The sequence below is a fragment of the Streptomyces sp. S465 genome (assembly GCF_026898115.1).
Lineage (GTDB): Bacteria > Actinomycetota > Actinomycetes > Streptomycetales > Streptomycetaceae > Streptomyces > Streptomyces luomodiensis.
The window spans coordinates 1,351,146-1,373,866 of sequence record NZ_CP114036.1 but is presented as its reverse complement, the minus strand read 5'-3'; the positions used below and the strand labels follow the sequence as shown (position 1 = coordinate 1,373,866).

Below are 22,721 nucleotides of genomic sequence, written 5' to 3'. Positions count from 1 at the left end.
CTTATCGGACCCGCGGCAGCGGCGTTTGACAACCCGCTCCCGCCCGTCCGAGGATCTCCATGTGAACTTGTCAGACAGCCAGACAGGACGTCCCGGACCCGACGTCCCCCGGCGGGTGAGCGCGATGGAGGCGGTGCTCGGCCACCTCCGGGAAGCGATCGAGCGCGGCGACTACGCGGTGGGGGACAAACTCCCCTCCGAGGCGGAGCTGTGCCGCCGTCTCGAGGTCAGCCGGCCGGTGCTCCGCGAGGCCCTCCGGGCCCTCCAGACGATGGGGCTGACCGCCTCGCGCACCGGCAAGGGCACCTTCGTCATCTCCAGCGGGCCGGTGGCGGACCCCACCTTCGGCGACTACGCCGCGAGCGACCTGCTGGAGGTGCGCCGGCACATCGAGATCCCGGTGGCGGGCTACGCGGCCCGGCGCCGCTCCGCCGAGGACCTCGACCACCTGTCCCATCTGCTGGAGCGGATGGAGCGGGAGACCGACACCACCGCCTGGGTGGCGATGGACACGCTGTTCCACCTCGCCATCGCCCAGGCGGCCCGGAATCCGGTCTTCCGGCGGGTCATCGAGGAGATCCGCGACGCCCTGGCCCGGCAGTCGGCATTTCTCAACGAACTCGGCGGCCGCCGCGAGCAGTCCAACCGGGAGCACCGGGCGATCGTCGACGCGCTCGCCGGCGGGTCCGAGCACGACGCGGTGGAGGCGATGACCCACCACCTCGAGCGGGTGGAGACCACGCTGACCGCCATCGTGCGGCCCGCCGCGCCCGACGGCCGGACGGCCGCACCGGTGGAAGGCGCCCGGCGGGCGTGAACGAGCAGTCCCCTCCGGCGGGCGGCGAGCGTTCCTCCGGTGAGCGCACCGCCGACGGCACCGGGCCGGTCGGCCCGCGCCGGGCCGACCGCGACCACTCCGACACGCCGCGGACACCTCCGACACCCGCCGCGACCACACCGGCGCGCCGTGACCACCCCGACCGCGCCCCGAACACCCCCGACCACGAGAGCACCACCATGAACATCCCCCTCGGACGGACCATCGACGCGACCCGCCGCACCCCCGCCGAGCCCCCCGCCATCCGCGAACCCCGCCATGTGCCGCTCGCCCATGTCGTACGCGGCGGGGTCATCGAGGGCGTCCACCACGGCTCGGTCGTCGTCCTGGGCGCCGACGGCCGGGTCGAGTTCCAGGCCGGCGACATCGACGCGGCCTTCTACCCGCGCTCCGCGCTCAAGCCCGTCCAGGCCGTCGGGCTGCTGCGGGCCGGGCTGCCGCTGGAGGGGGAGCTGCTGTCGCTCACCGCCGCCAGCCACTCCGGCCAGCGGCGCCACCTGGACGGAGCGCGCCGCATCCTCGACCGGGCCGGGCTCACCGAGGCCGATCTGCGCAACGTCCCCGACCTGCCGTACGGCGCCGCCGAGCGCGACGCCTGGCTGCGCGACGGCGGCGAGCCCACCCGGCTGGCCCAGAACTGCTCCGGCAAGCACGCCGCGATGCTGCTCACCGCCCAGCTGCGCGGCTGGCCGCTGGCCGACTACCTCGACCCGGCCCATCCGCTGCAACGGCTGATCGCCGAGACCGTGGAGGACCTCACCGGGCAGCGCGTCGCCCGGGTCACCGTCGACGGCTGCGGTGCGCCGCTGTTCTCCGTCTCCCTGCGCGGGCTCGCCACGGCCGCGGCCCGGATCGCCTCGGGCGCGGCGGACACCCCCGAGGGCCGGGTGGCGGCCGCCCTGCGCGCCCACCCGGACATGGCGTCCGGCAGCGACCGGGATGTGGCCCGGCTGATGCGCGCCGTACCAGGTCTGATCGCCAAGGACGGCTTCGAGGGCGTGCAGATCGCGGCACTGCCCGACGGACGGGCCGTCGCCGTGAAGATCGCCGACGGTGCCGACCGCGCCCGGATGCCGGTGACCGCAGCGGCCCTCGCCCACTGCGGTGTCGACCCCGGTGCCCTCACCGAGTTCGCCACCACGCCCGTGCACGGCGGCGGGGTCACCGTCGGCTGTCTGCACCCCACCGCTCTCCTGGCCCCGCCCGCCGCCTGACGGGAACCGCGCCCCGAGCCTCAAAAGACCGTCGCCCCGATCCTCAGAAGAGGGAGCGCGAGCCGCGCAGCCGGGCGACGGCCGGGGCGGAGCTGAACGGGAGCAGTCCGGCGGGGCGGTCCGGGGCCGCCACGTCGATGCGGACGCTCTCGGCGATCCGGTAGGGGCGGTGCGCCAGCACCGCCCCGACGCGCCCGCGCAGCCGGGACACCGCGGCCCGTACGGTCACCGTCCGCGTCGCATCCCCGAACAGGTCCTGGGCCAGCTGCGCCGCCGTGCGCCCCTCGGGGTGCGCGGCGAGCACCAGCAGCACCTCCGCGTGGCGGGCGCTGAGCTCATGCGTCCAGGTGCCCGACGGCCCCGAGAAGGTCAGGGTCCAGCGGTGCGGATGGCGCAGGTCCAGCAGCAGATGGCCCCAGCCCGCCGGATCGCCCCCCTCGAGGGTCTCGCCGTCCAGCACCCGCAGCAGATGGCCGCCGGGCAGCGGCTCCACCGCGCACGCGCCGAGCCCCGGCAGCCACACCGGCCCGTCGTACGGCGCCTTGGGCAGCGGCAGCCGGCGCTCACGCGGGGTCACCCCGGTGACCCCGGCGACCCAGCCGTGCCGGTCGACCACGACGGCCTTGCCACGGACTCGTGCCAGGAGGGGCGCGGCGACCGCCCGCAGGCCCTCCAGCTCCCGGCTGTGGGCCAGCCGCAGTTCACCCTCGGCCCACCGGGCGGTCGCGGTGACCAGCGAGAGCACCGTCGGATGGGCGGTCCCGGCCGGGCCGCTGATGTCGACGACGCCCAGCAGCCGGCCGTCCCGTGCGTCGTGCACGGGGGCGGCGGCACAGCTCCAGGTGTGGAAGGCGCTCACGAAGTGCTCCGCCGAATGCACCCGTACCGGGGATCGCACGGCGAGCGCGGTGCCGATGCCGCTGGTCCCGGCGACGTCCTCGGCCCAGTGCGAACCCTCGACGAGCGCGATGCCGTCGGCCTGCCGGCGGACGCCCCGATGGCCGTCGATCCACAGGACGCGGCCCTCCGCATCGGCGATGATCATGATGTGGCCGGCCGCCTCCGCGGCCTCCAGCAGCCCGCTGTGCAGCGTGGGCAGCACCTCGGCCAGCCGGGTCTGCCGCCTCCGCAGCTCCAGCTCGTCCAGGCCCAGCGGCCGCGGGGCGCGGCCGTGGTCGGGGTCGAGGCCCAGGCGCAGCATCCGGTCCCAGGACGCGCCGATCACCGGGCGGGCGGGCAGCGGAAGCCGCCCCCGGCTCAGCGCCGTCTCGCGGATCACCGCCATGAGACGGGCCGATTCGGCGGGGCTCAGCGCGGCCAGGGGACCGGCGTCGCGTGGGTGCTGGATACGCATGGATGGCAGCCTTCAGCCTCTGCTGAACCGGGCTTCGTCGTCCCGCGATTGTAGTGAAGCCGGCCCGGGGGAGCGGCCGCCTGGCAGCCGTCCAGGCCCTGTCCGGACCCTGGCTAGAGGGCGGACGTGGCCACCTCGGCCCAGATGGTCTTGCCGGTCTCGGTCTGGCGGGTGCCCCAGCTCTCGGTCAGCTGGGCCACCAGCAGCAGTCCGCGGCCGCCCTCGTCGAAGCCGCGGGCCCGGCGCAGATGCGGTGCGGTACGGCTGCCGTCGGAGACCTCGCAGATCACCGCCCGGTCATGGATCAGCCGCAGCCCGATGGGCGGCGTGGCGTGCCGGATGGCGTTGGTGACCAGCTCGCTGACCACCAGCTCCATGGTGAAGGCGGCCTCTCCGAAACCCCATGCGGCCAGCCGCTCGGCGGCGTCCCGGCGGGCGCGGGCCACCACGGCCGGGTCGTACGGCAGCTCCCAGGTGGCCACCCGGTCCGCGTCCAGGGCCCGGGTGCGGGCCAGGAGCAGGGCGACGTCGTCGGTGGGGCGGCTGGGGAGCAGTGTGGCCAGCACCGCCTGGCAGAGGCCGTCCAGCGAGTCCGCGGGCTGGGCGAGCGTGGTGCGCAGCGTGCCGATCGTCTGGTCGATGTCCCGGTCGTGGGACTCGATCAGGCCGTCGGTGTAGAGGGCCAGCAGGCTGCCCTCCGGCAGTTCCAGGTCGACCCTCTCGAACGGCAGGCTGCCCAGGCCCAGCGGCGGTCCGCCGGGGAGGTCGAGCAGGGTGGTGGTGTGGTCCGGCGTCACCAGTACGGGCGGCGGATGCCCGGCGCGGGCCAGGGAGCAGCGGCGGGAGACCGGGTCGTAGACCGCGTACAGGCAGGTCGCGCCGATCTCCCCGCCGTCCTCCTCCGCCACGCCCGGACCGTCCGCACCGCTCTCCGTCTCCCCGGACAGCAGGTTCACCAGATCGTCCAGATGGGTGAGCAGCTCATCGGGGGCGAGATCGACATCGGCGAGGGTGCGCACCGCGGTCCGCAGCCGGCCCATGGTGGCCGACGCCTGGACGCCATGGCCCACCACATCGCCGACGACCAGGGCGACCCGCGCGCCCGACAGCTGGATGACGTCGAACCAGTCGCCGCCCACCCCGGACCGGTAGCCGGCCGGCAGATAGCTGGAGGCGACCTCCACCGCGGCGCTCTCGGGCAGGGTGCGCGGCAGCAGACTGCGCTGAAGGGCCAGCGCGGTGTGGCGCTCGCGGGTGTACCGCCGGGCGTTGTCGACGCAGACGGCGGCCCTGGCCGTCATCTCCTCGGCGAGCAGCAGATCGTCCTGCTCGAACGGTTCGGGGCGGCGGTGCCGGGAGAAGCTGGCCACGCCGAGGGTGGCGCCGCGGGCCCGCAGCGGAACGGCCATCGCGGAGTGGAATCCGAACCGCCGGATCATGGCGGCCCGCTCCGGTGCCTCGTCGGCCCATCGGGCGACGCCGGGATCGGTGATCTTGTGCAGCAGGCCCCGCTCGGCCACCAGGCACTCGGCTTCGGGGGAGTATTCGGGGTAGGAGGCCAGCTGCCCCGGCCGCAGCACGGCTTCCGGGCAGCCCTCGTAGATCGACTGGCGGGCGACCCGGCGCAGCAGCACATGGCCGCCCTGCGGGCCGGGGCGCGGTTCGCCGCCGTCGTGCACCGCGGGCAGCAGATCGACCGCCACGAAGTCGGCGAGCGCGGGGACGGCCACATCGGCCAGCTCCTGCGCGGTCCGGTCGATGTCCAGGGTGCTGCCGATGCGGACGCTGGCCTCGTTGAGCAGCGCCAGCCGCCGCCGGGCGGCCCGCTGGGCGGTCGTGTCGAGGGCGGTCAGCGCCACGGCCGCCACCCGCCCCCGGGGGTCGCGCAGCGGCGAGACGACGGTGGACCAGGCGAAGAGGCGGGGGTCGCCGGGCATGACCGTGGACAGCTCCAGGAACTGCTCGTCACCCGTCTCCAGCACCCGCCGGATCGCGTGCTCGGCCACCTCGGACTCCGGACCGGGCATGATCTCCGAGATCCGCAGGCCCCGCATCTCCTCCTGGGTCAGCTCCATCACCTGCTCCATGTCGCGGTTGGCCCAGCGCAGCCGCAGCCCGGCGTCGTAGACCGCCATCGTGCACGGCGCCTGGAGGAAGGAGCGCCGCATCAGCTCCTCGTCCTCCTCGGCGGGGTGTCCGGCGCACGGCGGGGCGGAGACGATCAGCCACTCGGGGGCCCCGGTCTCCGAGGTGCGGCGGTGTGCCAGCAGCCGCACGTCCAGGGTGGAGCCGTCGTGGCGCAGCAGGGTGGCCCGGCCGTTCAGCCGGTTGGGCGGGGAGGCCGAGCGCAGCGCGTTGCGCACCTCGGCGCGGGCGTGCGAGGCGTCGTGGAGCAGATCGGCCGCGGGCCTGCCCACGATGTCGGCGGGGCGGTAACCGAGCAGCCCACGGGCAGCCTCGTTCCACCGCGTGACGATGCCGTGCTCGTCGACCGTGGCCCTGGCGGTGGCCTCCTCGCCGAGGAGATCGCCCGACCGGACGGACCGCTCGTGCCACGGGGTGTCCGGTCGCGTCATGTCGTCATCTCACCCTTGCCCCGGACTTCCGCCGAGAGCGGGGCGACGCCCCACCACGGCGCCCTCGGCGGAGAGTGAACCAATGGCCGCGTCTTCGAGTATGCCGACGGGGAGAGGTGTCGGCACACGGTGCGCGGCACTACGGTCGGGGAGCCGCCGGCCAGGAGTCGACCGGGAACTCGTACACCAGCCCGTCCGGCCGGGACGACGACGTCCGCCGTTCCCACGGCCCGATCGCCACTGTAGTTACGCTCCAGCGCCTTGACCACGGGAAACCCGCGGCGATCTCCGGCTCCTCCGGGCCGGTGCCCGCGGGTGACTGTCGCCGGCTGCTGGTACTGTCCCGGAGCACAAGAAACGAACAGAAGTTCCGCAAGGGGTGGGGTTCATGGCCATGGTCGTACATGAGAGACATGGCGCGGGGCGCGGCAAGGGACACGGCGCGGGCACCAGGGCGGCCGGTGCCGTCCTCGCCGGCGTGCTGCTCTGCGGCGGCGCGGTCGGCTGCGGGTCCTCCGGGTCGGACGACAAGACGGCGGGCAAGTCGGCGGACACGTCCTCGGAGCAGGTGCGGATGGCGCCGGCGGCGGCCGTACGGGCGGCCGCGAAGAAGAGCGAGAAGCTCACCTCGTTCCGCTACCGGATGACCGGAACGACCCCCGAGGACGGGCGGATCGAGGGCGAGGCGGCGATGAGCACCAAGCCGGTCGCGGTCAGCATGAAGATGCGCGCGGCCGGCCAGGGCGCCGACGCGGCGGTGGAGATCCGGCTGCTGGACGGGGCGATGTACCTCAACGGGGGCAAGGAGGCCGCCGGCGAGCTGGACGGCAAGAGCTGGCTCAAGTTCGACATGTCGGCCATGGACGAGAAGCAGACCGGCGCGCTGAGCGGCGGTTCGCTCTCCCGCCAGGCGGACCGGAACCCGGCCGACGACTCGGCCTTCCTCTCCGGCGCCGACGATGTGAAGCGGGTCGGCGAGGAGACGATCGACGGGGTGCGCACCACGCACTACCGGGGCACCATCACCCTCAGCCAGATGCGCAAGAGCCTGAAGGGCGAGGACGCGGCCACCCGCGAGCGCCGCGAGAAGAGCCTCAAGGCGTACGAGGAGATGGGGATCGACCGGATGTCCATGGACATGTGGGTCGACCCGGACGGCCACACCAAGCGGTTCCGCATGCGCGGCAAGGGGGACAAGGGCCCGCTCGACATGACCATGACCTTCTCCGGTCTCAACGAGCCGGTCACCGTGAAGGCGCCGCCGGCCGACCAGACCATGGACCTCTCCGAGCTGACGGAGGGCGTCGAGGGCTGACCCGGCCGGGCGCCCGCACCGTGGGCGGCACACCGGGCTCAGGCGCCCGGTGTGCCCGCCCCGGCCGTGAGGGCCGAGTCGTCCTCCACCCGGGCGCCGGGCAGCTGGTGCCGGGCGGCGATGAGGGCGGCGTCCACATCCCGTGTCCCGGTGGAGACGCACAGCGTGTAGGCGAGGTCGTCCATCCGCTGCCGTACCTCGGTGCCGCCCGACTCGGCGTGCAGCATCCGGAGCGTTTCGTACTGCTCGATGAGGTTCTGAAGGACGACCGGGTGGGCCATCAGCACGGGAGTGGTCCTTTCTCAGTCGGCGGGGTGACGTCAGCGCGTGTACCCGGATGGCCCGGGGCCATGTGCTGTCCGACGGGATCAGATGTCGCGCCGCTCCAGCGGCCGGTTGGCCGGGCCCTGGAGCACCCGGCCGTCGGTGCCGAAGCGGGAGCCGTGACAGGGGCACTCCCAGGCCCGCTCGGCGGCGTTGAACGCGACCAGGCAGCCCATATGGGTGCAGCGGGCCGAGACCGCGTGCGCCTGGCCGTCCTCGTCCCGGTAGACGGCACAGTGCCGCCCGTCCAGCCGGGCCACGGCCCCGGTGCCCGGCGCGATCCGGTCGACCGTCCCGGCGCGCGCCGTGCTGAGCCGGTCGCCGATGAAATGCCGCCCGACCTGGACCTGATGGCTGATCAGCGCCGGGGCCTCGCGCAGCGCGGTCCGCAGCCGCCGGGGGTCGTACAGCCCGGCCCACGGCGGCCGCTCACCGCCGATCAGCGCGGTGAGCAGCCGGCCCGCCATGATGCCGCCGCTCAGGCCCCAGCCGCCGAAGCCCGTCGCCACATAGGTGTGGCGGGCGCCGGGGTGGAAGGGGCCGACCAGCGGCACGGTGTCGGTGGGGTCGTTGTCCTGGGCGGCCCAGCGGTGGGTGATCTCCACGCCGGGGAAGCGCTCCCGGGCCCATGCGGCCAGCCGCTCGAACCGTTCCGGGGTGTCCCCGGTGCCGGGCTTGAAGGACTCCCCGGTCACGATCAGCAGCCGCCGCCCGTCCCGGTACGGCGCGGTGCGCACCGACCGGGTGTGCTGCTCCGGGGTGATGTACGTGCCCTGGGGGTCCCGGTCGGCGGGGAGGGGAGCGGCCACCACGAGTTCGCGGTGCGTCGCGAGCCGGGCGAACAGCAGCGCCCTGTCGAACACCGGATAGTGGGTGGCGATCACCACGTCCCCGGCCGTCACCACCGCCCCGCTCTCCGTGGTGACCCGGCACGGGGTGCCCTCCGCCAGACCGGTGGCGCGGGTGTGCTCATGGATCCGCCCGCCGCGGGCGCGCAGATCCTCGGCGAGCGCCAGGAGATATGCGCGCGGATGGAACTGCGCCTGATCCTCGATCCGGACCGCGCCCGCGACCGGGTACGGCAGCCCGGTCTCCGTCACGTACGAGGCCGGCAGCCCCGCCTCGCAGGCGGCCTCCGCCTCGGCACGGACCTCGTCGGTGCGCGCCGGGTCCTCGACATAGGTGAACGCCGGGACCCGCTCCAGCTCGCAGTCGATACCGAGCTCGGCCGTGACAGCCGCCACCCGCTCGACGGCGTCGGACTGCGACCGCGCGTACAACCGGGCGCCCTCCGGGCCCCGGGTGCGGCGCAGCCGGTCGTAGACCAGCGTATGCAGCGCCGTGAGCTTGGCGGTGGTGTGGCCGGTGACACCCGCCGCGATCCGGCCGGCCTCCAGCACGGCCACGCGGTACCCGGCGCGGGTCAGCTCCCAGGCGGTGGCGAGCCCCGCGACACCGGCACCGACAACCGCGACATCGACCTCCACATCCGAGGTCAGGGCCGGATGCGGGGCACCGGGCGGCGCGGTGCCCATCCAGTACGACTCGAACACTCCAGGAAGTTCACTCATCGGCCCCGAGTGCCCGTCGACGCCGCACCGAAGCGTGCACACCTACCCCGGGGCCCGGGAGGACAACAGCGCCGAGGCGGCCCGCGCGTGCAGCGAGTCCAAGGCGGTGAGCTGCCGCCCGGCCCGCTCCAGCAGATCGGCGAGCCGGTCCGTGCGCAGCCGGGTGTCATGGACGGCCACCGCGAGCAGCGAGCGCCACAGCAGCGCCTTGCCCTCCACCCCCATCCGCAGCGCCTCCAGCCCCACCAGCGTGTTCACCCCGGAACGCCGCCGTGGCCGACCACCCGGCGCCAGCCGGGTGGCACGCCCGGCCACCCGCGCCGCGTAGACCTTGGCGCGCCGGACGGGGATGTCGAGCGATGCCATGCACCACAGCAGTGACCTGCGGTCCTGGGCGAACTGCGCGGTGAGCCTCGCCAGCTCACCGCCGTACGCCGAGCGCCGGTGCCCACGGGTCATCCGCCGGGCCAGCACCAGCCCGGCGGTGGCGGCGGCCAGGTGGTCGTTGAGGTAGATCCCGAGCCACGGCGGCTCGGGGATGCCGCCGGAGCGGGTCGCGGCCGGTACAGCCATGGTCGTCCTCCCGACGCGGGCAGCGCGGTCACACCCCGCACGAGTACCCCACGCGCGCACGACCAAGAGCGGCGCCACCGGCGGGGAGCCGCCGACGAGACGGGTGCGCGGGACCGTGCCCACCCCCGCCCGGCGCCCGTGCCGCCGGGCGTACCTGTCACCGGGCAGGTGTCCGGGGCCGCCGGGGCGCGGTTGTCGACGAGGCGGGTGCCCACCTTCGCCCGGCACTGGGCAGGCGTCAGGTGCCACCGGGGGCGGCTGCCGTCGAGGCAAGAGGGAACGGGGCCGCACCCGTGCCGTCGGGCGTACCTGGGGCCGGGCAGGTGTCCGGGGCCGCCGGGGCGCGGTTGTCGACGAGGCGGGAGGGGGCGGGGTGTGCCCACCTCCGCCCGGCACTGGGCAGGCGTCAGGTGCCACCGGGCGCGGTTGCCGTCGAGGCAAGAGGGAACGGGGCCGCACCCGTGCCGCCGGGCGTACCTGGGGCCGGGCAGGTGTCCGGGGCCGCCGGGGCGCGGTTGTCGACGAGGCGGGTGCCCACCTTCGCCCGGCACTGGGCAGGCGTCAGGTGCCACCGGGGGCGGCTGCCGTCGAGGCAAGAGGGAACGGGGCCGCACCCGTGCCGTCGGGCGTACCTGGGGCCGGGCAGGTGTCCGGGGCCGCCGGGGCGCGGTTGTCGACGAGGCGGGTGCCCACCTTCGCCCGGCACTGGGCAGGCGTCAGGTGTCACCGGGGGCGGCTGCCGTCGAGGCAAGAGGGAACGGGGCCGCACCCGTGCCGCCGGGCGTACCTGGGGCCGGGCAGGTGTCCGGGGCCGCCGGGGCGCGGTCGTCGACGAGGCGGGTGCCCACCCCCGCCCGGCACTGGGCAGGCGTCAGGTGCCACCGGGCGCGGTTGCCGTCGAGGCAAGAGGGAACGGGGCCGCGCCCGTGCCGCCGGGCGTACCTGGGGCCGGGCAGGTGTCCGGGGCCGCCGGGGCGCGGTTGTCGACGAGGCGGGAGGGGGCGGGGTGTGCCCACCTCCGCCCGGCACTGGGCAGGCGTCAGGTGTCACCGGGGGCGGCTGCCGTCGAGGCAAGAGGGAACGGGGCCGCACCCGTGCCGCCGGGCGTACCTGGGGCCGGGCAGGTGTCCGGGGCCGCCGGGGCGCGGTCGTCGACGAGGCGGGTGCCCACCCCCGCCCGGCACCGGGCAGGCGTCAGGTGCCACCGGGCGCGGTTGCCGTCGAGGCAAGAGGGAACGGGGCCGCGCCCGTGCCGCCGGGCGTACCTGGGGCCGGGCAGGTGTCCGGGGCCGCCGGGGCGCGGTCGTCGACGAGGCGGGTGCCCACCCCCGCCCGGCACCGGGCAGGCGTCAGGTGCCACCGGGCGCGGTTGCCGTCGAGGCAAGAGGGAACGGGGCCGCACCCGTGCCGCCGGGCGTACCCGGGGCCGGGCAGGTGTCCGGGATCACCGGCGGGGAGCCGCCGACGAGACGGGAGGGGGCGGGGTCGGAGGGGCGGGGTCCTGGACGCTTACGTGTATTTGTGGCGCCAATCTCCGGCCCACCCCACGTTCAACTGTCGTCGGCGCCGTAAATATACGGTCCAGAACCCCGCCCCGGAGGCCCCGCACCCGCACCCACCCACACAACCGACCGCGCACCCCAGGGCAACCCCGCACCCGCCCCCACCCACGCAACCGACCGCGCCCCCAGGGCAACCCCGCACCCGCCCCCACCCACGCAACCCACCGCGCCCCCAGGGCAACCCCGGGCGGCCGCCCGGTCAGTGCGGCCGCGGTGCGCGCAGGGAGCGCAGGGGACCCTTGTGCAGCGGCACCGTGCGCCACCGGGCGGTGAAGGCGCGGTCCGCGAGGGAGCAGGTGACCACCAGGTGGTGCGGGGTCTCCAGGAACGCCACGTCCACGGTCAGCGTGTCCGGGTCCGTCCAGCCCCCGCTCACCGCCGTGGGGACGGGCGCATCCGGCGCCGTGTCGGTCCGCCACCCCGCTCCGTCGAACCCCACCTCCAGCCGGGACGCCCCCTCGGCCAGCGCGAGGCTCCACCCGCCGGTGCCGTCCTCGGCCACCGTGACCCCCGTCAGGGTCGGCTGATCGGCGCAGGCACCGCCCGCGGGGGCGAACTCGGCGCCCGACCACGCGGCGGGGTCGGTGAGCGGCGCCGGCTTCGCCGCCAGAGGCGGGAGGGCGAGCCGGGACAGCCGCCGCTCCAGCGCGGCGTCCTCGTCCTCGCGGCCGATGAGCGGCGCGTCGCCGAACGCGGGCAGCAGATGCTCCCACATCGCGTCCAGAAGGGCCTGCATCTGCACCGTGTCCGCCGTCGTGGCGATCACCACGTCGTGCTCGGGCAGCACCACGCAGAACTGCCCGTACGCCCCGTCGCCCCGGTAGCCGTGCTCGGACATCCAGAACTGGAACCCGTACCCCCGCCGCCAGTCCGGCGCCGTACCCTCGCCCATGCCCCCCTCGGTCGGGGTCTGCACCCGCGTCGCCTCGGCGACCCAGGAGGCCGGCAGCAGCCGCTCGCCCGCCCACTCGCCGCCGCGCAGATACAGCAGCCCCAGCCGGGCGATCGCGTCGGTGGTGGCGAACAGCCCGCTGAAGCCGAGGTCACGGCCGGCCGGCACCTGTAGCCAGGCCGTCTCGCCGATGCCCAGCGGGTCGAACAGCCGCGGCCGCAGGTATTCCGTCAGCGACTGCCCGGTCACCCGCTGGACGATCGCGGCCAGGGTGTACGTGGCGGGCTGGTTGTAGGCGAAGACGGTGCCGGGCGCGCGATCCGGTGGAACCAGCAGAAAGCCCCGCACCGGCTCCTCCGGGTCGCCCCCGAACGCCCGCTCAAGGGTCTCCTCGGTGTGCCCGCTGGCCATGGCCGCGACATGGCGTACGAGCATGGCGCGGCTGCCCGGGTCGGTGATCTCGGCCTCGAACTCGGGGAAGTACGAGACCACGGGATCGTCGAGGTTCAGCAGCCCCTCGGCGGCGGCCAGCCCCGCGGCCGTGGAGGTGAAGCTCTTGCTGAGGGAGTACAGCAGATGCGGCCGCTCGGCGGTGTACGGCGCCCACCAGCCGGAGGCGATGAGCCTGCCGTGGCGCAGGATCATCAGACTGTGCGGTTCGATGTCCGGCGCGCCCTCGACGGCGTCGAGGAAGGCGTGGACGCCTCGCGCGTCCACGCCCTCGGCGGCGGGCGTACTGGTGGGCAGCGGATGGGGAGTCATCAGGCGGGTCCTCCGAGGTCGGTGGCGGACTGCGCCAACCCTTCCGGGCGGGGGCGGCGGGTGTCCAGAGGGTCTCGCGCGGCGGCGGCCGCCGCGCGCATCCGGGCGGCTGTCGCGGGCCGGAAGCGCGTTGAGAGGATCGGCGGTGCTGGATCGGTAGAGATCCGCCAACGCACCAACGCCGGAAGGAACGAACGCCAGTGACCGACCCCGTGACCGACCCCGTGACCGTCCCCGCGACCGATGACGACGCCGTGCTGACGCGCACCGAGGGCCGCGCCGGATATCTCACCCTCAACCGGCCCCGCGCCCTCAACGCCCTCACCCACCCGATGGTGACGCGGATCGCCGAGTACCTCACCGCCTGGGAGCGGGACCCGGCCGTGCGGACCGTGGTGATCGACGGGGCGGGGGAGCGGGGGCTGTGCGCGGGCGGCGACATCCGCATGATCCACCAGGATGTGACCTCGGGCGGCGGCGCGGCCTCCCGGGCGTTCTGGCGTGACGAGTACGCGCTCAACGCCCGGATCGCCCGCTACCCCAAGCCGTATGTGGCCCTGATGGACGGCATCGTGATGGGCGGGGGCGTGGGGGTCTCGGCCCACGGGGGCGTGCGGATCGTCACCGAGCGCTCCCGGGTGGCCATGCCCGAGACCACGATCGGTTTCGTACCGGACGTCGGCGGCACCCACCTGCTGTCCCGCGCACCGGGCGAACTGGGCACGCACCTGGCGCTCACCGGCGCGTCGGTGGGCGCCGCCGACGCCCTGCGCTGCGGGCTGGCCGACCACGTCGTCCCCTCCTCGCTGCTGCCCGCGCTCGCCCGGGACCTGGCCGCGGAGCCGGTGGCGGACGTCCTGCCCCGGTACGCCGTCGAAGCGCCGACCGGGACCCTGGACGGCCACCGGGAGTGGATCGACCACTGCTATGCCGCGGACACCGTCGAGGAGATCGTGGACCGCCTGATGGCCGTCGGAGAACCGGCCGCCAAGGAGACCGCCGAGACCCTCCTCGCCAAGTCGCCCACGGCGCTGAAGGTCACCCTGGAAGCCGTCCGCCGGGCGCGGGCGCTCGGCTCGCTGGAGCGGGTGCTGGAACAGGAGTACCGCGTCTCCTGCGCGGCCCTGTCCTGCCCGGACTTCGTCGAAGGCATCCGTGCCCAGGTGATCGACAAGGACCGCAGCCCCCGCTGGTCCCCGGCCGATCTCGCCGAGGTCACCGACGCCGAGGTGGCCCGCTTCTTCGCACCACCCCGGGACGGGGAACTCCGCATCGCCGACGCCTCGTAGCGGAGGCCCGGCAGCCGGATACCCCGCCCGGCCACGGCGGGGGAACCGTCGTCGGTGCGGACGCCGAAATAGTGTGCCAAGCGCCCCACCGTGGCGAAGTAGCCCACCGCGGCGGGCGGCCCGTCGCGGCGAAGCAGCCGACCGTAACCAAGCAACCCGCCGCAGCGCGAAGCAGCCGACCGCAACCAGGCAACCCGCCGTAACCAAGCAGCCCGCCACGGCGAGGTGACCCACAGCGGCGGATAGCCCGCCACGGCTAAGTAGCCCACCCCAACCAAGCGACCCACCCCAACCAAGCGACCCACCCCAACCAAGCGACCCACCCCAACCAAGCGGCCCGCCGCAACCAAGCGGCCCGCCGCAACCAAGCGACCCCACCCCAACCAAGCAGCCCGCCGCAACTAAGCGCCCCCGGGCCCAACCGGGGTTTACCAGCTGCTCTTGGTCACCCCGGGGAGTTCGCCCGCGTGTGCCATCTCGCGCAGCCGGATCCGGGACAGGCCGAAGGCGCGCAGATGGCCGCGGGGGCGGCCGTCGATGGCGTCGCGGTTGCGTACCCGGGTGGCGCTGGCGTCGCGGGGCTGGCGGCGCAGTTCCCGCTGCGCTTCGAGCCGTTCGGCCGCCGAGGCCCGGGGGTCGGCGATGACCGCCTTCAACTCGGCGCGGCGCGCGGCGTAGCGGGCGACGATGGCCCGCCGCTGCTCATTCTTGGCGATCTTGCTTTTCTTCGCCATCAGACCTTCCCTCCCCGGGCGCGGATGCGGGCCACGGCGGCCTCGATGCCGATCAGGTCGACCGTCTTGACGGCCTTGGCGCTGAGGGTGAGCCGGACATGGCGGCCCTCGCTGGGCAGCCAGTAGCGCTTGCGCTGGATGTTGGGGTCGAACCGGCGCTTGGTGCGGCGGTGGGAGTGGGAGACGTGGTGGCCGAAGCCGGGCTGCCGGCCGGTGAGTTGGCAGTGGGCGGACATTCTTCCTCCGTTCGGTGGTGGTGTGTGGTGCGGATGTCGCGGCAGCGTAGCAGCTAGATGAAAATGAAAACCACTTCCCTGTATGCTGTGGCTCATGGCACGCAACGAACTACGTCCGATCATCAAGCTGAGGTCCACCGCGGGCACCGGCTACACGTACGTGACCCGCAAGAACCGGCGGAACGACCCGGACCGGATGACCCTGCGCAAGTACGACCCGGTCGTCGGCTGCCACGTCGACTTCCGCGAGGAGCGCTGACCGCCATGAAGCCCGGCATCCACCCCGAGTACCGGCCCGTCGTCTTCCGCGACCGGTCCGCCGACTTCGCCTTCCTCACCCGCTCCACCGCCACCAGTGACAAGACCGTCGAATGGGAGGACGGCAACACCTATCCGGTCATCGACGTCGAGATCTCCGCGGCGAGCCACCCCTTCTACACCGGCACCCAGCGGGTCCTGGACACCGCCGGACGCGTCGAGCGGTTCGAGCGGCGCTACGGGCGCGGACGGAGGGGCCGGTGAACGCGGACGAGACCCGGCTGCCCGTCGCGGTGGTGGGCGGGCTGCACGCGGATGCCCGCCGCGCCGCCGTCGAGGAGATCCTGCGTACCGTGCCCGGCTCGGTGGCCCTGCACCACGATCTCTCCGCCGCCACCGACCGGGCCGTGCGCCGCACCGTGCGCGACGCCTCCGGGACGCTCGGCACTGGCGAGGCGCCGCTGGTGAACGACTGCGCGTGCTGTGCGCTGCGCGAGGACATGGTCCCCGAACTGCTGCGTCTGGCCACCGGCGGCGGACACCGGCTCGCCGTGGTCGAACTGTGGGACTCGGTCGAACCCCAGGCCATGGCGGCCGTCATCGCGGCCGAGGGCGCCCCGCTGGAGCTGACCGGAGTGGCCACCGCGATCGATCCGGCCCTGATGGTGCCGTACCTCGCGAACGGCGACGACCTGGCCGAGGTGGGTCTCGCCGCCGCCCCGACCGATCAGCGCACCATCGCCGACACCTTCGCCCGGCAGCTGGAGTACCCCACGCTGATCGCCGTCGCCGAGGACCCCACGGGTGAGGAGGCCGCCGACGACGGTGACCACGCGCTGCTCACCCAGCTCACCCCGGGCGCCCGCCAGGTGCGGCTCGGCGAGGGGGTCCTGGGGCCCGCCCTGCTCCAGGGCTTCGACATCGCGGCGGCGGCCGCCCGCCAGCACCCGGCCTGTGCGCTGCTGCCGCAGGAGGGCGACGCGCACGGGGTGGCCACCGTGGTCTGGCGGCGTGAGCGGCCCTTCCACCCGCAGCGGCTCTACGCGGCGCTGGAGGACCTGACCTGCGCGGCGGCCCGCAGCCGGGGCCGCTTCTGGCTGGCCGACCGGGGCGACACCCTGCTGTCGTGGGACGCGGCGGGCGGGGCCCTGTGCGTGGAGTCGGCCGGTCCGTGGCTGGCCGCGCTGCCGGACGCGGCCTGGGAGATGGTGCCGGCCGAACGGCGGGTCGCCGCCGCGCTGGACTGGCATCCCGACCACGGCGACCGCTGTCAGCACCTCACCTTCACCTCGCCCGGCCTGGACCGGGACGGGCTGCTGGCCCTGCTCGACTCCTGTCTGCTGACCGACGCCGAGTACGCGGCCGGGCCGGACGCCTGGAGCCGGCTGCCGCACGCCTTCGACGAACTGCTGGACCCGGTGTCCTGACCCGGGCCCGGACACCGTACGCACCGCACGAACAGACGAGGACCCGATGATGTCCCGACGCCCCCACCCCACCCGCCGGGATGCCCGGCGCGACCGTGTCAACCCGCTGGACAAGGCGGGTATCACCTACATCGATTACAAGGACACCGAACTGCTGCGGAAGTTCATCTCCGACCGCGGCAAGATACGCAGCCGCCGGGTGACCCGGGTGAGCCGCCGGCAGCAGCGCCTGCTCGCCCGTGCCATCAAGAACGCGCGGGAGATGGCGCTGCTGCCCTACGGATCGCGCTGACCCCTCACATCGACCCACCGACCCACCGACCCACCGACCCGCCGGCCCGCCGGCCCGCCGACCCGTCGGCTCGCCGACTCGTCGGCCCGGTGGTTCAGGCGCCGGCGCCGCCGTCGACCGGCAGGATCGCGCCGGTCACGTACGAGGCGCGGTCGCTGAGCAGCCATGCGGCCGCCTCGGCGATCTGCCGGGGCTCGGCCATCCGGCCGAGCGGGATCGTCGCGGTCATCTGCTCGACGACGCCGGGAGTCGCCGCCTCCCAGGTGTCGATCATCTCCGTGGCGGTGCCTCCGGGGGTGATGCCGTTGACCCGGATACGGTCACCGGCCCAGTTCACCGCGGCGGTCTCGGTAAGGCTGTTGAGCGCACGCTTCATGGCGCCGTAGGCGGGCAGGGCGGGGTTCGCGCGGCGGCTGCCGATGCTCGAGGTGTTGACGATCGCCCCGCCGCCGCCCCGCCGCATGAGCGCGGCCTCGGCGTTCATGGCGGTCCAGTGCGAACGGAAGTTCACGGCGAACTGCTCGTCGATGTCCTCCTCGCTGGTGGTCTCGACAGGGCCGAACTGTCGCTGGGGGACCGCGCCGTTGTTGAAGGCGCCGTCGAGCCGTCCGTGGAGCTTTTCGACGTGGTCGACAGCGGTGCGGATGCTCGCGGGGTCGGCGAGGTCCAGGGTGACGGCGTCGGCGGTGCCGCCGTCGGCGCGGATCTCCTTCACGATGCGGTCGAGGGCGTCGGTGCCGCGGGCGGCGAGCACGACAGAGGCGCCCTCGGCGGCGAAGAGCCGGGCCGCGGCCGCCCCGATGCCGCGGCTGGCGCCGGTGATGAAGACGACCTTGCCGGTGAGCAGGCCGACGGGGGCGCCGTCGGTGGTGTTCGTGGTGTTCGTGGTGTTCGTCATGGCAACAGCGTTCGGCCGGCTGCCGGCCGGATACAGGCACAGGCAGTACCAGGATCCGCCGCCGGGCGGCGCGCACACTGGGCGCATGGACAAACAGGAGCTCGGGGCATTCCTCCGCAGCCGCCGCGAGCGGCTGCGCCCGCAGGACGTCGGCCTTCCCGCCGGCCCGCGGCGCCGCACACCAGGTCTGCGCCGCGAGGAAGTGGCGGTCCTCGCGCACATCTCCACGGAGTACTACGTCCGGCTCGAGCAGGGCAGGGCGCCGCGACCGTCGGGTGAGGTCCTCGCCGGGATCGCGGGTGCGCTGCGGCTCACGGACGCCGAGTCCGATCACCTCCACCTCCTCGCGGGCACCGCGCCGAACCGCACCGGACTGCACCGGCGCGACGTCCGCCCGAGCATCCTCGCGCTTCTCGAGCGGTTGCCGCAGACGGCCGGTTTCGTGGTGTCCGCCGCGTTCGATGTGCTCGCCTGGAACGACCTCGCGGCCGCGCTCCTGGAGGACTTCGCCCTCCTCACCCCCGAGGACCGCAACCTCGCCCGCCGGGCGTTTCTCGCATCGGCGCGCGCCGATGCCACGCTCTACGGAATCTCCGACGCCGCGGAGTTCCGGCTGAGCGTCGTCGGCCAGCTCCGGGCCACCCTCGCCCGTTATCCGTCCGACCCCGCGGTGACCGGACTCGTCGACGAACTCCGCGATGGCAGCCCCGAGTTCGCCCGGCTCTGGGAGCGGCATGACGTGCAGGCCGCGCAGATGCTCACGAAGACCTTCCGGCACCCGGTCGTCGGGGAGATCACCGTCGACTGCGATGCGCTCGCCCTCACCGACCGCGACCAGCACCTGGTGCTCTACAGTGCGCCGCCAGGGTCCCCTGGCGCCGAGTCGCTGGCCCTTTTGAACGTACTCGGCGCCGAGGCCGCTGGTTTTCCGCGGTGACGGGGTCCCCGGCCGGCCTTCGGGTGGCCGCTGGTGCGGTCCCCGAAAGCCTTCCGCGAACCGACTGGTGCATGCGTGCACTCGTATGCACATAATGGCCGTATGGACTCCCACCGTCACGGAGGCCGGTCCCACCGGCGGCACCAGCTGGCGCATCTGCTGAAACCGCATGCGCACGAGTCGGCCGAGAAGGTCGACTCCGCGCTGGAGTCGTCGGCCGAGGGCATGCGCGCCCTGTGGCTCTCCCTCGCCGTCCTGGGCGCCACCGCGGTCCTCCAGGCCGTGGTCGTCGTGGTGTCCGGCTCGGTGGCGCTGCTGGGCGACACCGTGCACAACGCCGCCGACGCGCTGACCGCGCTGCCGCTCGGAGTGGCGTTCGTCCTGGGCCGCCGGGCGGCGAACCGCCGGTTCACCTACGGCTACGGCCGCGCCGAGGACCTGGCCGGGATCGTCATCGTGCTCACCATCGCCGCCTCGGCGGCCCTGGCCGCCTACGAGGCCGTGGATCGGCTGCTGCACCCGCGCGACCTCTCCCATCCGGGCGTCGTCGCGGTCGCCGCGGTCGTCGGTTTCCTCGGCAACGAATGGGTGGCGCGCCATCGCATCCGGGTCGGGCGCCGGATCGGCTCGGCGGCCCTGGTCGCCGACGGACTGCACGCCCGCACCGACGGCTTCACCTCCCTGGCCGTGCTGCTGGGCGCGGGCGGCGTGGCGCTCGGCCGGCAGTGGGCCGATCCGGTTGTTGGTCTGGTCATCACCGCCGCGATCCTGCTCGTCCTGGGGGACGCGGCCCGTGAGGTGTTCCGGCGGCTGATGGACTCCGTCGACCCGGCGCTGATCGACACGGGCGAGGCCGCGCTGCGCGAGGTCCCCGGGGTGCTGGGCGTGACCGAACTGCGGATGCGCTGGATCGGCCACCGGCTGCGTGCCGAGGTCACGGTCGAGGTGGACGGCGGCCTGGATCTGCGGGCGGCGCACGAGGTGGCGGTCGGGGTCGAACACGCCCTGCTGCACGCGGTGCCCCGGCTCACCGCCGCCCTGGTGCACACCGATCCGGCCCCGGCGCCGGGCGCGGCGGACCCCCACCGCCTGCTGGCCCACCACACCGGGTGAGACGTTCCGGAGGGCGTGGCCGCGGGCCCGTGGCGTGACGCTCAGTCGTGCGGCGGGGCCCCGGTGACCGTGTGATCCGCGTGGTTGACGGCCTCGATGACCAGCCGGCGCAGATGGCCGTCGTGGAGCGAGTACACCGAGCGGCGGCCGTCCTTGCGCACCTGGACCAGCCCGGCCAGCCGGAGCTTGGCCAGGTGCTGGCTCACTGCCGGGCGGGCCGCCCCGCTGGCCTCGGTGAGGGTGTTGACATCGGCCTCGCCCCGGGCGAGGGACCACACCAGATGCAGCCGGGTCGGGTCGGAGAGCAGCGAGAAGACATGGGCGGCCGTGGCGAACTGCGCCGCGCCGCTGGGATGCGTATGCGACCGGGTCGCAGATGAGGAGGGTTCGCTGACCGGCATGTGCCCATCGTAGAGCGGCGGGTCGAGGGGGTCTGCCGCCCGGCCCGGACGCTGCTTGGCTCCCTGTGGTCTGGTGATCGGTCCTCGTGGCGGCGGGTCGAGGGGGTCTGCCGCCCGGCCCGGACGCTGCTCAGCTCCCCGCGGCCTGGTGATCGGTCCCCGTGGCGCCCGGCCAGGCGGAGGTGCGCAGCAGCCGCAGACCGTTGAGGCCCACCAGGACCGTGGAGCCCTCGTGGCCCGCCACCCCGAGTGGCAGCGGCAGATGGCCGAGCAGATCCCACACCACCAGCGCGCCGATGCACACACAGGCGATGACCAGGTTCTGCGTGACCAGACGGCGGGCCCGCCGGGACAGGGCGACGACCGAGGGCACGGCGGCCAGTTCATCGCGGACGACCACGGCGTCGGCGGTCTCCAGCGTCAGGGCGGAACCCGCCCGGCCCATGGCGACACCGCTGTGCGCGGCCGCGAGTGCCGGGGCGTCGTTGACCCCGTCGCCGACCATCAGGACCCGCTCCCCGGCGTCCTCCCACTCCCGTACGGTGGCCACCTTGTCCGGTGGCAGCAGCCCGGCCCGTACGTCGGTGATGCCGACCTCCTCGCCCAGCCGGGCGGCGGCGCGCTTGTTGTCGCCGGTCAGCAACACCGGCGGGGTGCCGGTGAGCCGGCCCAGCGCGGCCACCGCTTCGGCGGCCCCGGCGCGCAGCGGAGCGGCGATGGCGAGGACGGCGGCGGGGCGGCCGTCGATGAGTACGGCGACGGCGGTGGCGCCGGTGTTCTCCACCTCCGCGACGGCCGTACGGACCGGGTCGTCGGGGTCCTCCAGCGGCGCCCCCGAGCCGGCCGGCAGCGCGGCCGGGCTGCTCACCTGGACGGTGCGGCCCGTGACCCGCGCCTGTACGCCCCGCCCCGGTGCCGAGGTGAAGTCCGTGGCGGGCTCCAGGCGCAGACCGCGCTCCTGTGCGGCGGTGACCACCGCGCGGGCCAGTGGATGTTCGCTGGGGCGCTCGGCCGCGGCGGCCAGGGCCAGCACCTGGTGCTCGTCGAGGTCACCGCCGGGCAGCACCTGGATGTCGCGGACCCGCGCCGACGCCTCGGTGAGCGTTCCGGTCTTGTCCAGCGCCGTCCGGGTGACGGCGCCCAGCCGCTCCATGGCGGCGGCGGACTTCACCAGCACACCGTGGCGTCCGCAGGTGGCGATGGCGGACAGCAGCGGCGGCATGGTGGCGAGCACCACCGCGCACGGCGATGCCACGATCATGAAGGTCATGGCCCGCAGCAGGGTTTCGGTGAGGTCCGCGCCGAAGGCGAGGGGGATGGCGAACAGCGCGAGCGTGGCGGCCACCACACCGATGGCATAGCGCTGTTCGATCCGTTCGATGAACAGCTGGGCGGGGGCCTTGCTCTCGCTCGCCTCCTCGACCATGGCCACGATCCGGGCGATGACCGACTCGGAGGCGTCCCGCTCCACCGTGACGCGCAGCGCGCCCGTCCCGTTCAGCGTGCCCGCGAACACCTCGTCCCCGGGGCCCTTGTCCACCGGCAGTGGTTCGCCGGTGATCCCGGCCTGCTGGACGTCGCTCATGCCCTCCCGCACGGTGCCGTCGGCGGGCAGCCGCTCACCGGGCCGGACCAGCACGGTGTCGCCGACGCGCAGCGCGGTGACGGGCACCCGCTCCTCGGCGCCGTCGGGGGTGATCCGGGCGGCGGTGTCGGGTGCCAGGTCCAGCAGCCCGCGCACGGAGTCGGCGGTGCGCCGGGTGGCGAACGCCTCCAGCGCGCCCGAGACCGCGAAGATGACGATCAGCAGGGCGCCGTCCAGGAACTGCCCGATCGCCGCCGCCCCGATGGCGGCCACGACCATCAGCAGATCGACGTCGAGGGTCCGTTCCCGCAGGGCGCGCAGTCCCGCCCAGCCCGGCTCCCAGCCCCCGGCGGCGTAGCAGACGGCGTAGAGCGGGCCCCACAGCCATGCCGGGGCGCCCGCCAGGTCGAGCGGGAAGGCCGGCAGGAACGCGGCGGTGGCCAGCGCGGCCCACCGCACCTCGGGCAGATCGCGGACGCGGGTCCGGCGCGGCCGCGCGGGTGGTGGAGCGTCGGCGCGGGGACGGTCCTCGATGAGCTCAGCGGACACCGGGGCACACCTCTTCCTCGA

The 22,721-nt window shown here is 74.5% G+C and carries 21 protein-coding genes; 10 read left to right on the top strand and 11 right to left on the bottom strand.

Translation table 11 applies throughout. The annotated features are described in order from the left end of the window. The first annotated feature begins 61 nt into the window (after window positions 1-61). Both N6H00_RS05795 and N6H00_RS05790 read left to right on the top strand, forming a co-directional pair. Window positions 62-817: a FadR/GntR family transcriptional regulator gene (locus N6H00_RS05795; protein WP_268970480.1), complete on the top strand. Its 756-nt coding sequence runs from the start codon at window positions 62-64 to the stop codon at window positions 815-817. A 200-nt stretch (window positions 818-1,017) separates the two neighbouring features. Continuing rightward, complete coding sequence (locus N6H00_RS05790; protein WP_268976850.1) at window positions 1,018-2,052, top strand: asparaginase; 1,035 nt, start codon at window positions 1,018-1,020, stop codon at window positions 2,050-2,052. 43 nt (window positions 2,053-2,095) lie between these two features. Here N6H00_RS05790 and N6H00_RS05785 read toward each other — a convergent pair whose 3' ends face one another. Both N6H00_RS05785 and N6H00_RS05780 read right to left on the bottom strand, forming a co-directional pair. Continuing rightward, window positions 2,096-3,406 (bottom strand): GAF domain-containing protein, encoded by a 1,311-nt coding sequence (locus N6H00_RS05785; RefSeq protein WP_268970479.1) that lies wholly within the window; start codon window positions 3,404-3,406, stop codon window positions 2,096-2,098. A 113-nt stretch (window positions 3,407-3,519) separates the two neighbouring features. Next, window positions 3,520-5,982: a SpoIIE family protein phosphatase gene (locus N6H00_RS05780; RefSeq protein WP_268970478.1), complete on the bottom strand. Its 2,463-nt coding sequence runs from the start codon at window positions 5,980-5,982 to the stop codon at window positions 3,520-3,522. A 394-nt stretch (window positions 5,983-6,376) separates the two neighbouring features. Here N6H00_RS05780 and N6H00_RS05775 point away from each other — a divergent pair, with 394 nt between their 5' ends. After that, on the top strand, window positions 6,377-7,297 hold the full coding sequence (locus tag N6H00_RS05775; protein ID WP_268976849.1) for a DUF1396 domain-containing protein: 921 nt from the start codon (window positions 6,377-6,379) through the stop codon (window positions 7,295-7,297). A 38-nt stretch (window positions 7,298-7,335) separates the two neighbouring features. Here N6H00_RS05775 and N6H00_RS05770 read toward each other — a convergent pair whose 3' ends face one another. From N6H00_RS05770 to N6H00_RS05755, 4 genes are all read right to left on the bottom strand, one after another. Next, on the bottom strand, window positions 7,336-7,584 hold the full coding sequence (locus N6H00_RS05770; protein ID WP_268970477.1) for a DUF5133 domain-containing protein: 249 nt from the start codon (window positions 7,582-7,584) through the stop codon (window positions 7,336-7,338). A gap of 81 nt (window positions 7,585-7,665) precedes the next feature. Further along, entirely contained in the window at window positions 7,666-9,192 is a 1,527-nt protein-coding gene (locus N6H00_RS05765) for an FAD-dependent oxidoreductase (protein WP_268970476.1), read from the bottom strand. A 42-nt stretch (window positions 9,193-9,234) separates the two neighbouring features. After that, the gene (locus N6H00_RS05760; RefSeq protein ID WP_268970475.1) at window positions 9,235-9,765 is read right to left on the bottom strand and encodes a hypothetical protein; all 531 of its coding nucleotides are present in this window, start codon (window positions 9,763-9,765) and stop codon (window positions 9,235-9,237) included. 1,761 nt (window positions 9,766-11,526) lie between these two features. After that, window positions 11,527-12,981 (bottom strand): serine hydrolase domain-containing protein, encoded by a 1,455-nt coding sequence (locus tag N6H00_RS05755; RefSeq protein WP_268970474.1) that lies wholly within the window; start codon window positions 12,979-12,981, stop codon window positions 11,527-11,529. Between the two features lie 200 nt (window positions 12,982-13,181). On the opposite strand from N6H00_RS05755, the gene N6H00_RS05750 reads away from it, so the two are divergent. Next, complete coding sequence (locus tag N6H00_RS05750) at window positions 13,182-14,270, top strand: enoyl-CoA hydratase/isomerase family protein (RefSeq protein ID WP_268970473.1); 1,089 nt, start codon at window positions 13,182-13,184, stop codon at window positions 14,268-14,270. 428 nt (window positions 14,271-14,698) lie between these two features. On the opposite strand, the gene rpsN is transcribed toward N6H00_RS05750, so the two are convergent. Both rpsN and rpmB read right to left on the bottom strand, forming a co-directional pair. After that, entirely contained in the window at window positions 14,699-15,004 is a 306-nt protein-coding gene (rpsN, locus tag N6H00_RS05745) for a 30S ribosomal protein S14 (RefSeq protein ID WP_268970472.1), read from the bottom strand. Then, window positions 15,004-15,240 (bottom strand): 50S ribosomal protein L28, encoded by a 237-nt coding sequence (gene rpmB / locus N6H00_RS05740; RefSeq protein WP_268970471.1) that lies wholly within the window; start codon window positions 15,238-15,240, stop codon window positions 15,004-15,006. The genes rpsN and rpmB overlap by 1 nt, the downstream gene beginning before the upstream one ends. Before the next feature lie 94 nt (window positions 15,241-15,334). Here rpmB and rpmG point away from each other — a divergent pair, with 94 nt between their 5' ends. Genes rpmG through rpsR form a run of 4 tightly spaced genes read left to right on the top strand, consistent with a single transcriptional unit; the run spans window position 15,335 to window position 17,217 of the window. After that, on the top strand, window positions 15,335-15,499 hold the full coding sequence (gene rpmG, locus N6H00_RS05735) for a 50S ribosomal protein L33 (protein ID WP_268970470.1): 165 nt from the start codon (window positions 15,335-15,337) through the stop codon (window positions 15,497-15,499). A gap of 5 nt (window positions 15,500-15,504) precedes the next feature. Beyond that, a complete protein-coding gene (locus N6H00_RS05730) occupies window positions 15,505-15,762 on the top strand; it encodes a type B 50S ribosomal protein L31 (protein WP_268970469.1) in 258 nt (85 codons plus the stop codon). Further along, window positions 15,759-16,925 (top strand): GTP-binding protein, encoded by a 1,167-nt coding sequence (locus N6H00_RS05725; protein WP_268970468.1) that lies wholly within the window; start codon window positions 15,759-15,761, stop codon window positions 16,923-16,925. Before N6H00_RS05730 ends, N6H00_RS05725 begins: the two co-directional genes overlap by 4 nt. 49 nt (window positions 16,926-16,974) lie before the next feature. Next, complete coding sequence (gene rpsR, locus N6H00_RS05720; protein WP_268970467.1) at window positions 16,975-17,217, top strand: 30S ribosomal protein S18; 243 nt, start codon at window positions 16,975-16,977, stop codon at window positions 17,215-17,217. A gap of 94 nt (window positions 17,218-17,311) precedes the next feature. Here rpsR and N6H00_RS05715 read toward each other — a convergent pair whose 3' ends face one another. Beyond that, on the bottom strand, window positions 17,312-18,115 hold the full coding sequence (locus tag N6H00_RS05715; RefSeq protein WP_268970466.1) for an SDR family NAD(P)-dependent oxidoreductase: 804 nt from the start codon (window positions 18,113-18,115) through the stop codon (window positions 17,312-17,314). Between the two features lie 85 nt (window positions 18,116-18,200). Between N6H00_RS05715 and N6H00_RS05710 the strand changes: the two genes are divergently transcribed. Continuing rightward, window positions 18,201-19,052 carry a helix-turn-helix transcriptional regulator gene (locus N6H00_RS05710; protein WP_268970465.1) on the top strand — a complete coding sequence of 284 codons (852 nt, stop codon included), beginning with the start codon at window positions 18,201-18,203 and terminating at the stop codon, window positions 19,050-19,052. A 102-nt stretch (window positions 19,053-19,154) separates the two neighbouring features. Further along, window positions 19,155-20,165, top strand: coding sequence for a cation diffusion facilitator family transporter (locus tag N6H00_RS05705; protein ID WP_268970464.1), 1,011 nt, complete (start codon window positions 19,155-19,157; stop codon window positions 20,163-20,165). A 41-nt stretch (window positions 20,166-20,206) separates the two neighbouring features. Here the strand turns inward: N6H00_RS05705 and N6H00_RS05700 are convergent, their stop codons facing one another. Then, window positions 20,207-20,566 carry an ArsR/SmtB family transcription factor gene (locus N6H00_RS05700; RefSeq protein WP_268970463.1) on the bottom strand — a complete coding sequence of 120 codons (360 nt, stop codon included), beginning with the start codon at window positions 20,564-20,566 and terminating at the stop codon, window positions 20,207-20,209. A gap of 130 nt (window positions 20,567-20,696) precedes the next feature. Then, window positions 20,697-22,700, bottom strand: a complete 2,004-nt coding sequence (locus tag N6H00_RS05695) for a heavy metal translocating P-type ATPase (protein WP_329618507.1) — start codon at window positions 22,698-22,700, stop codon at window positions 20,697-20,699. Window positions 22,701-22,721: the final 21 nt, after the last annotated feature.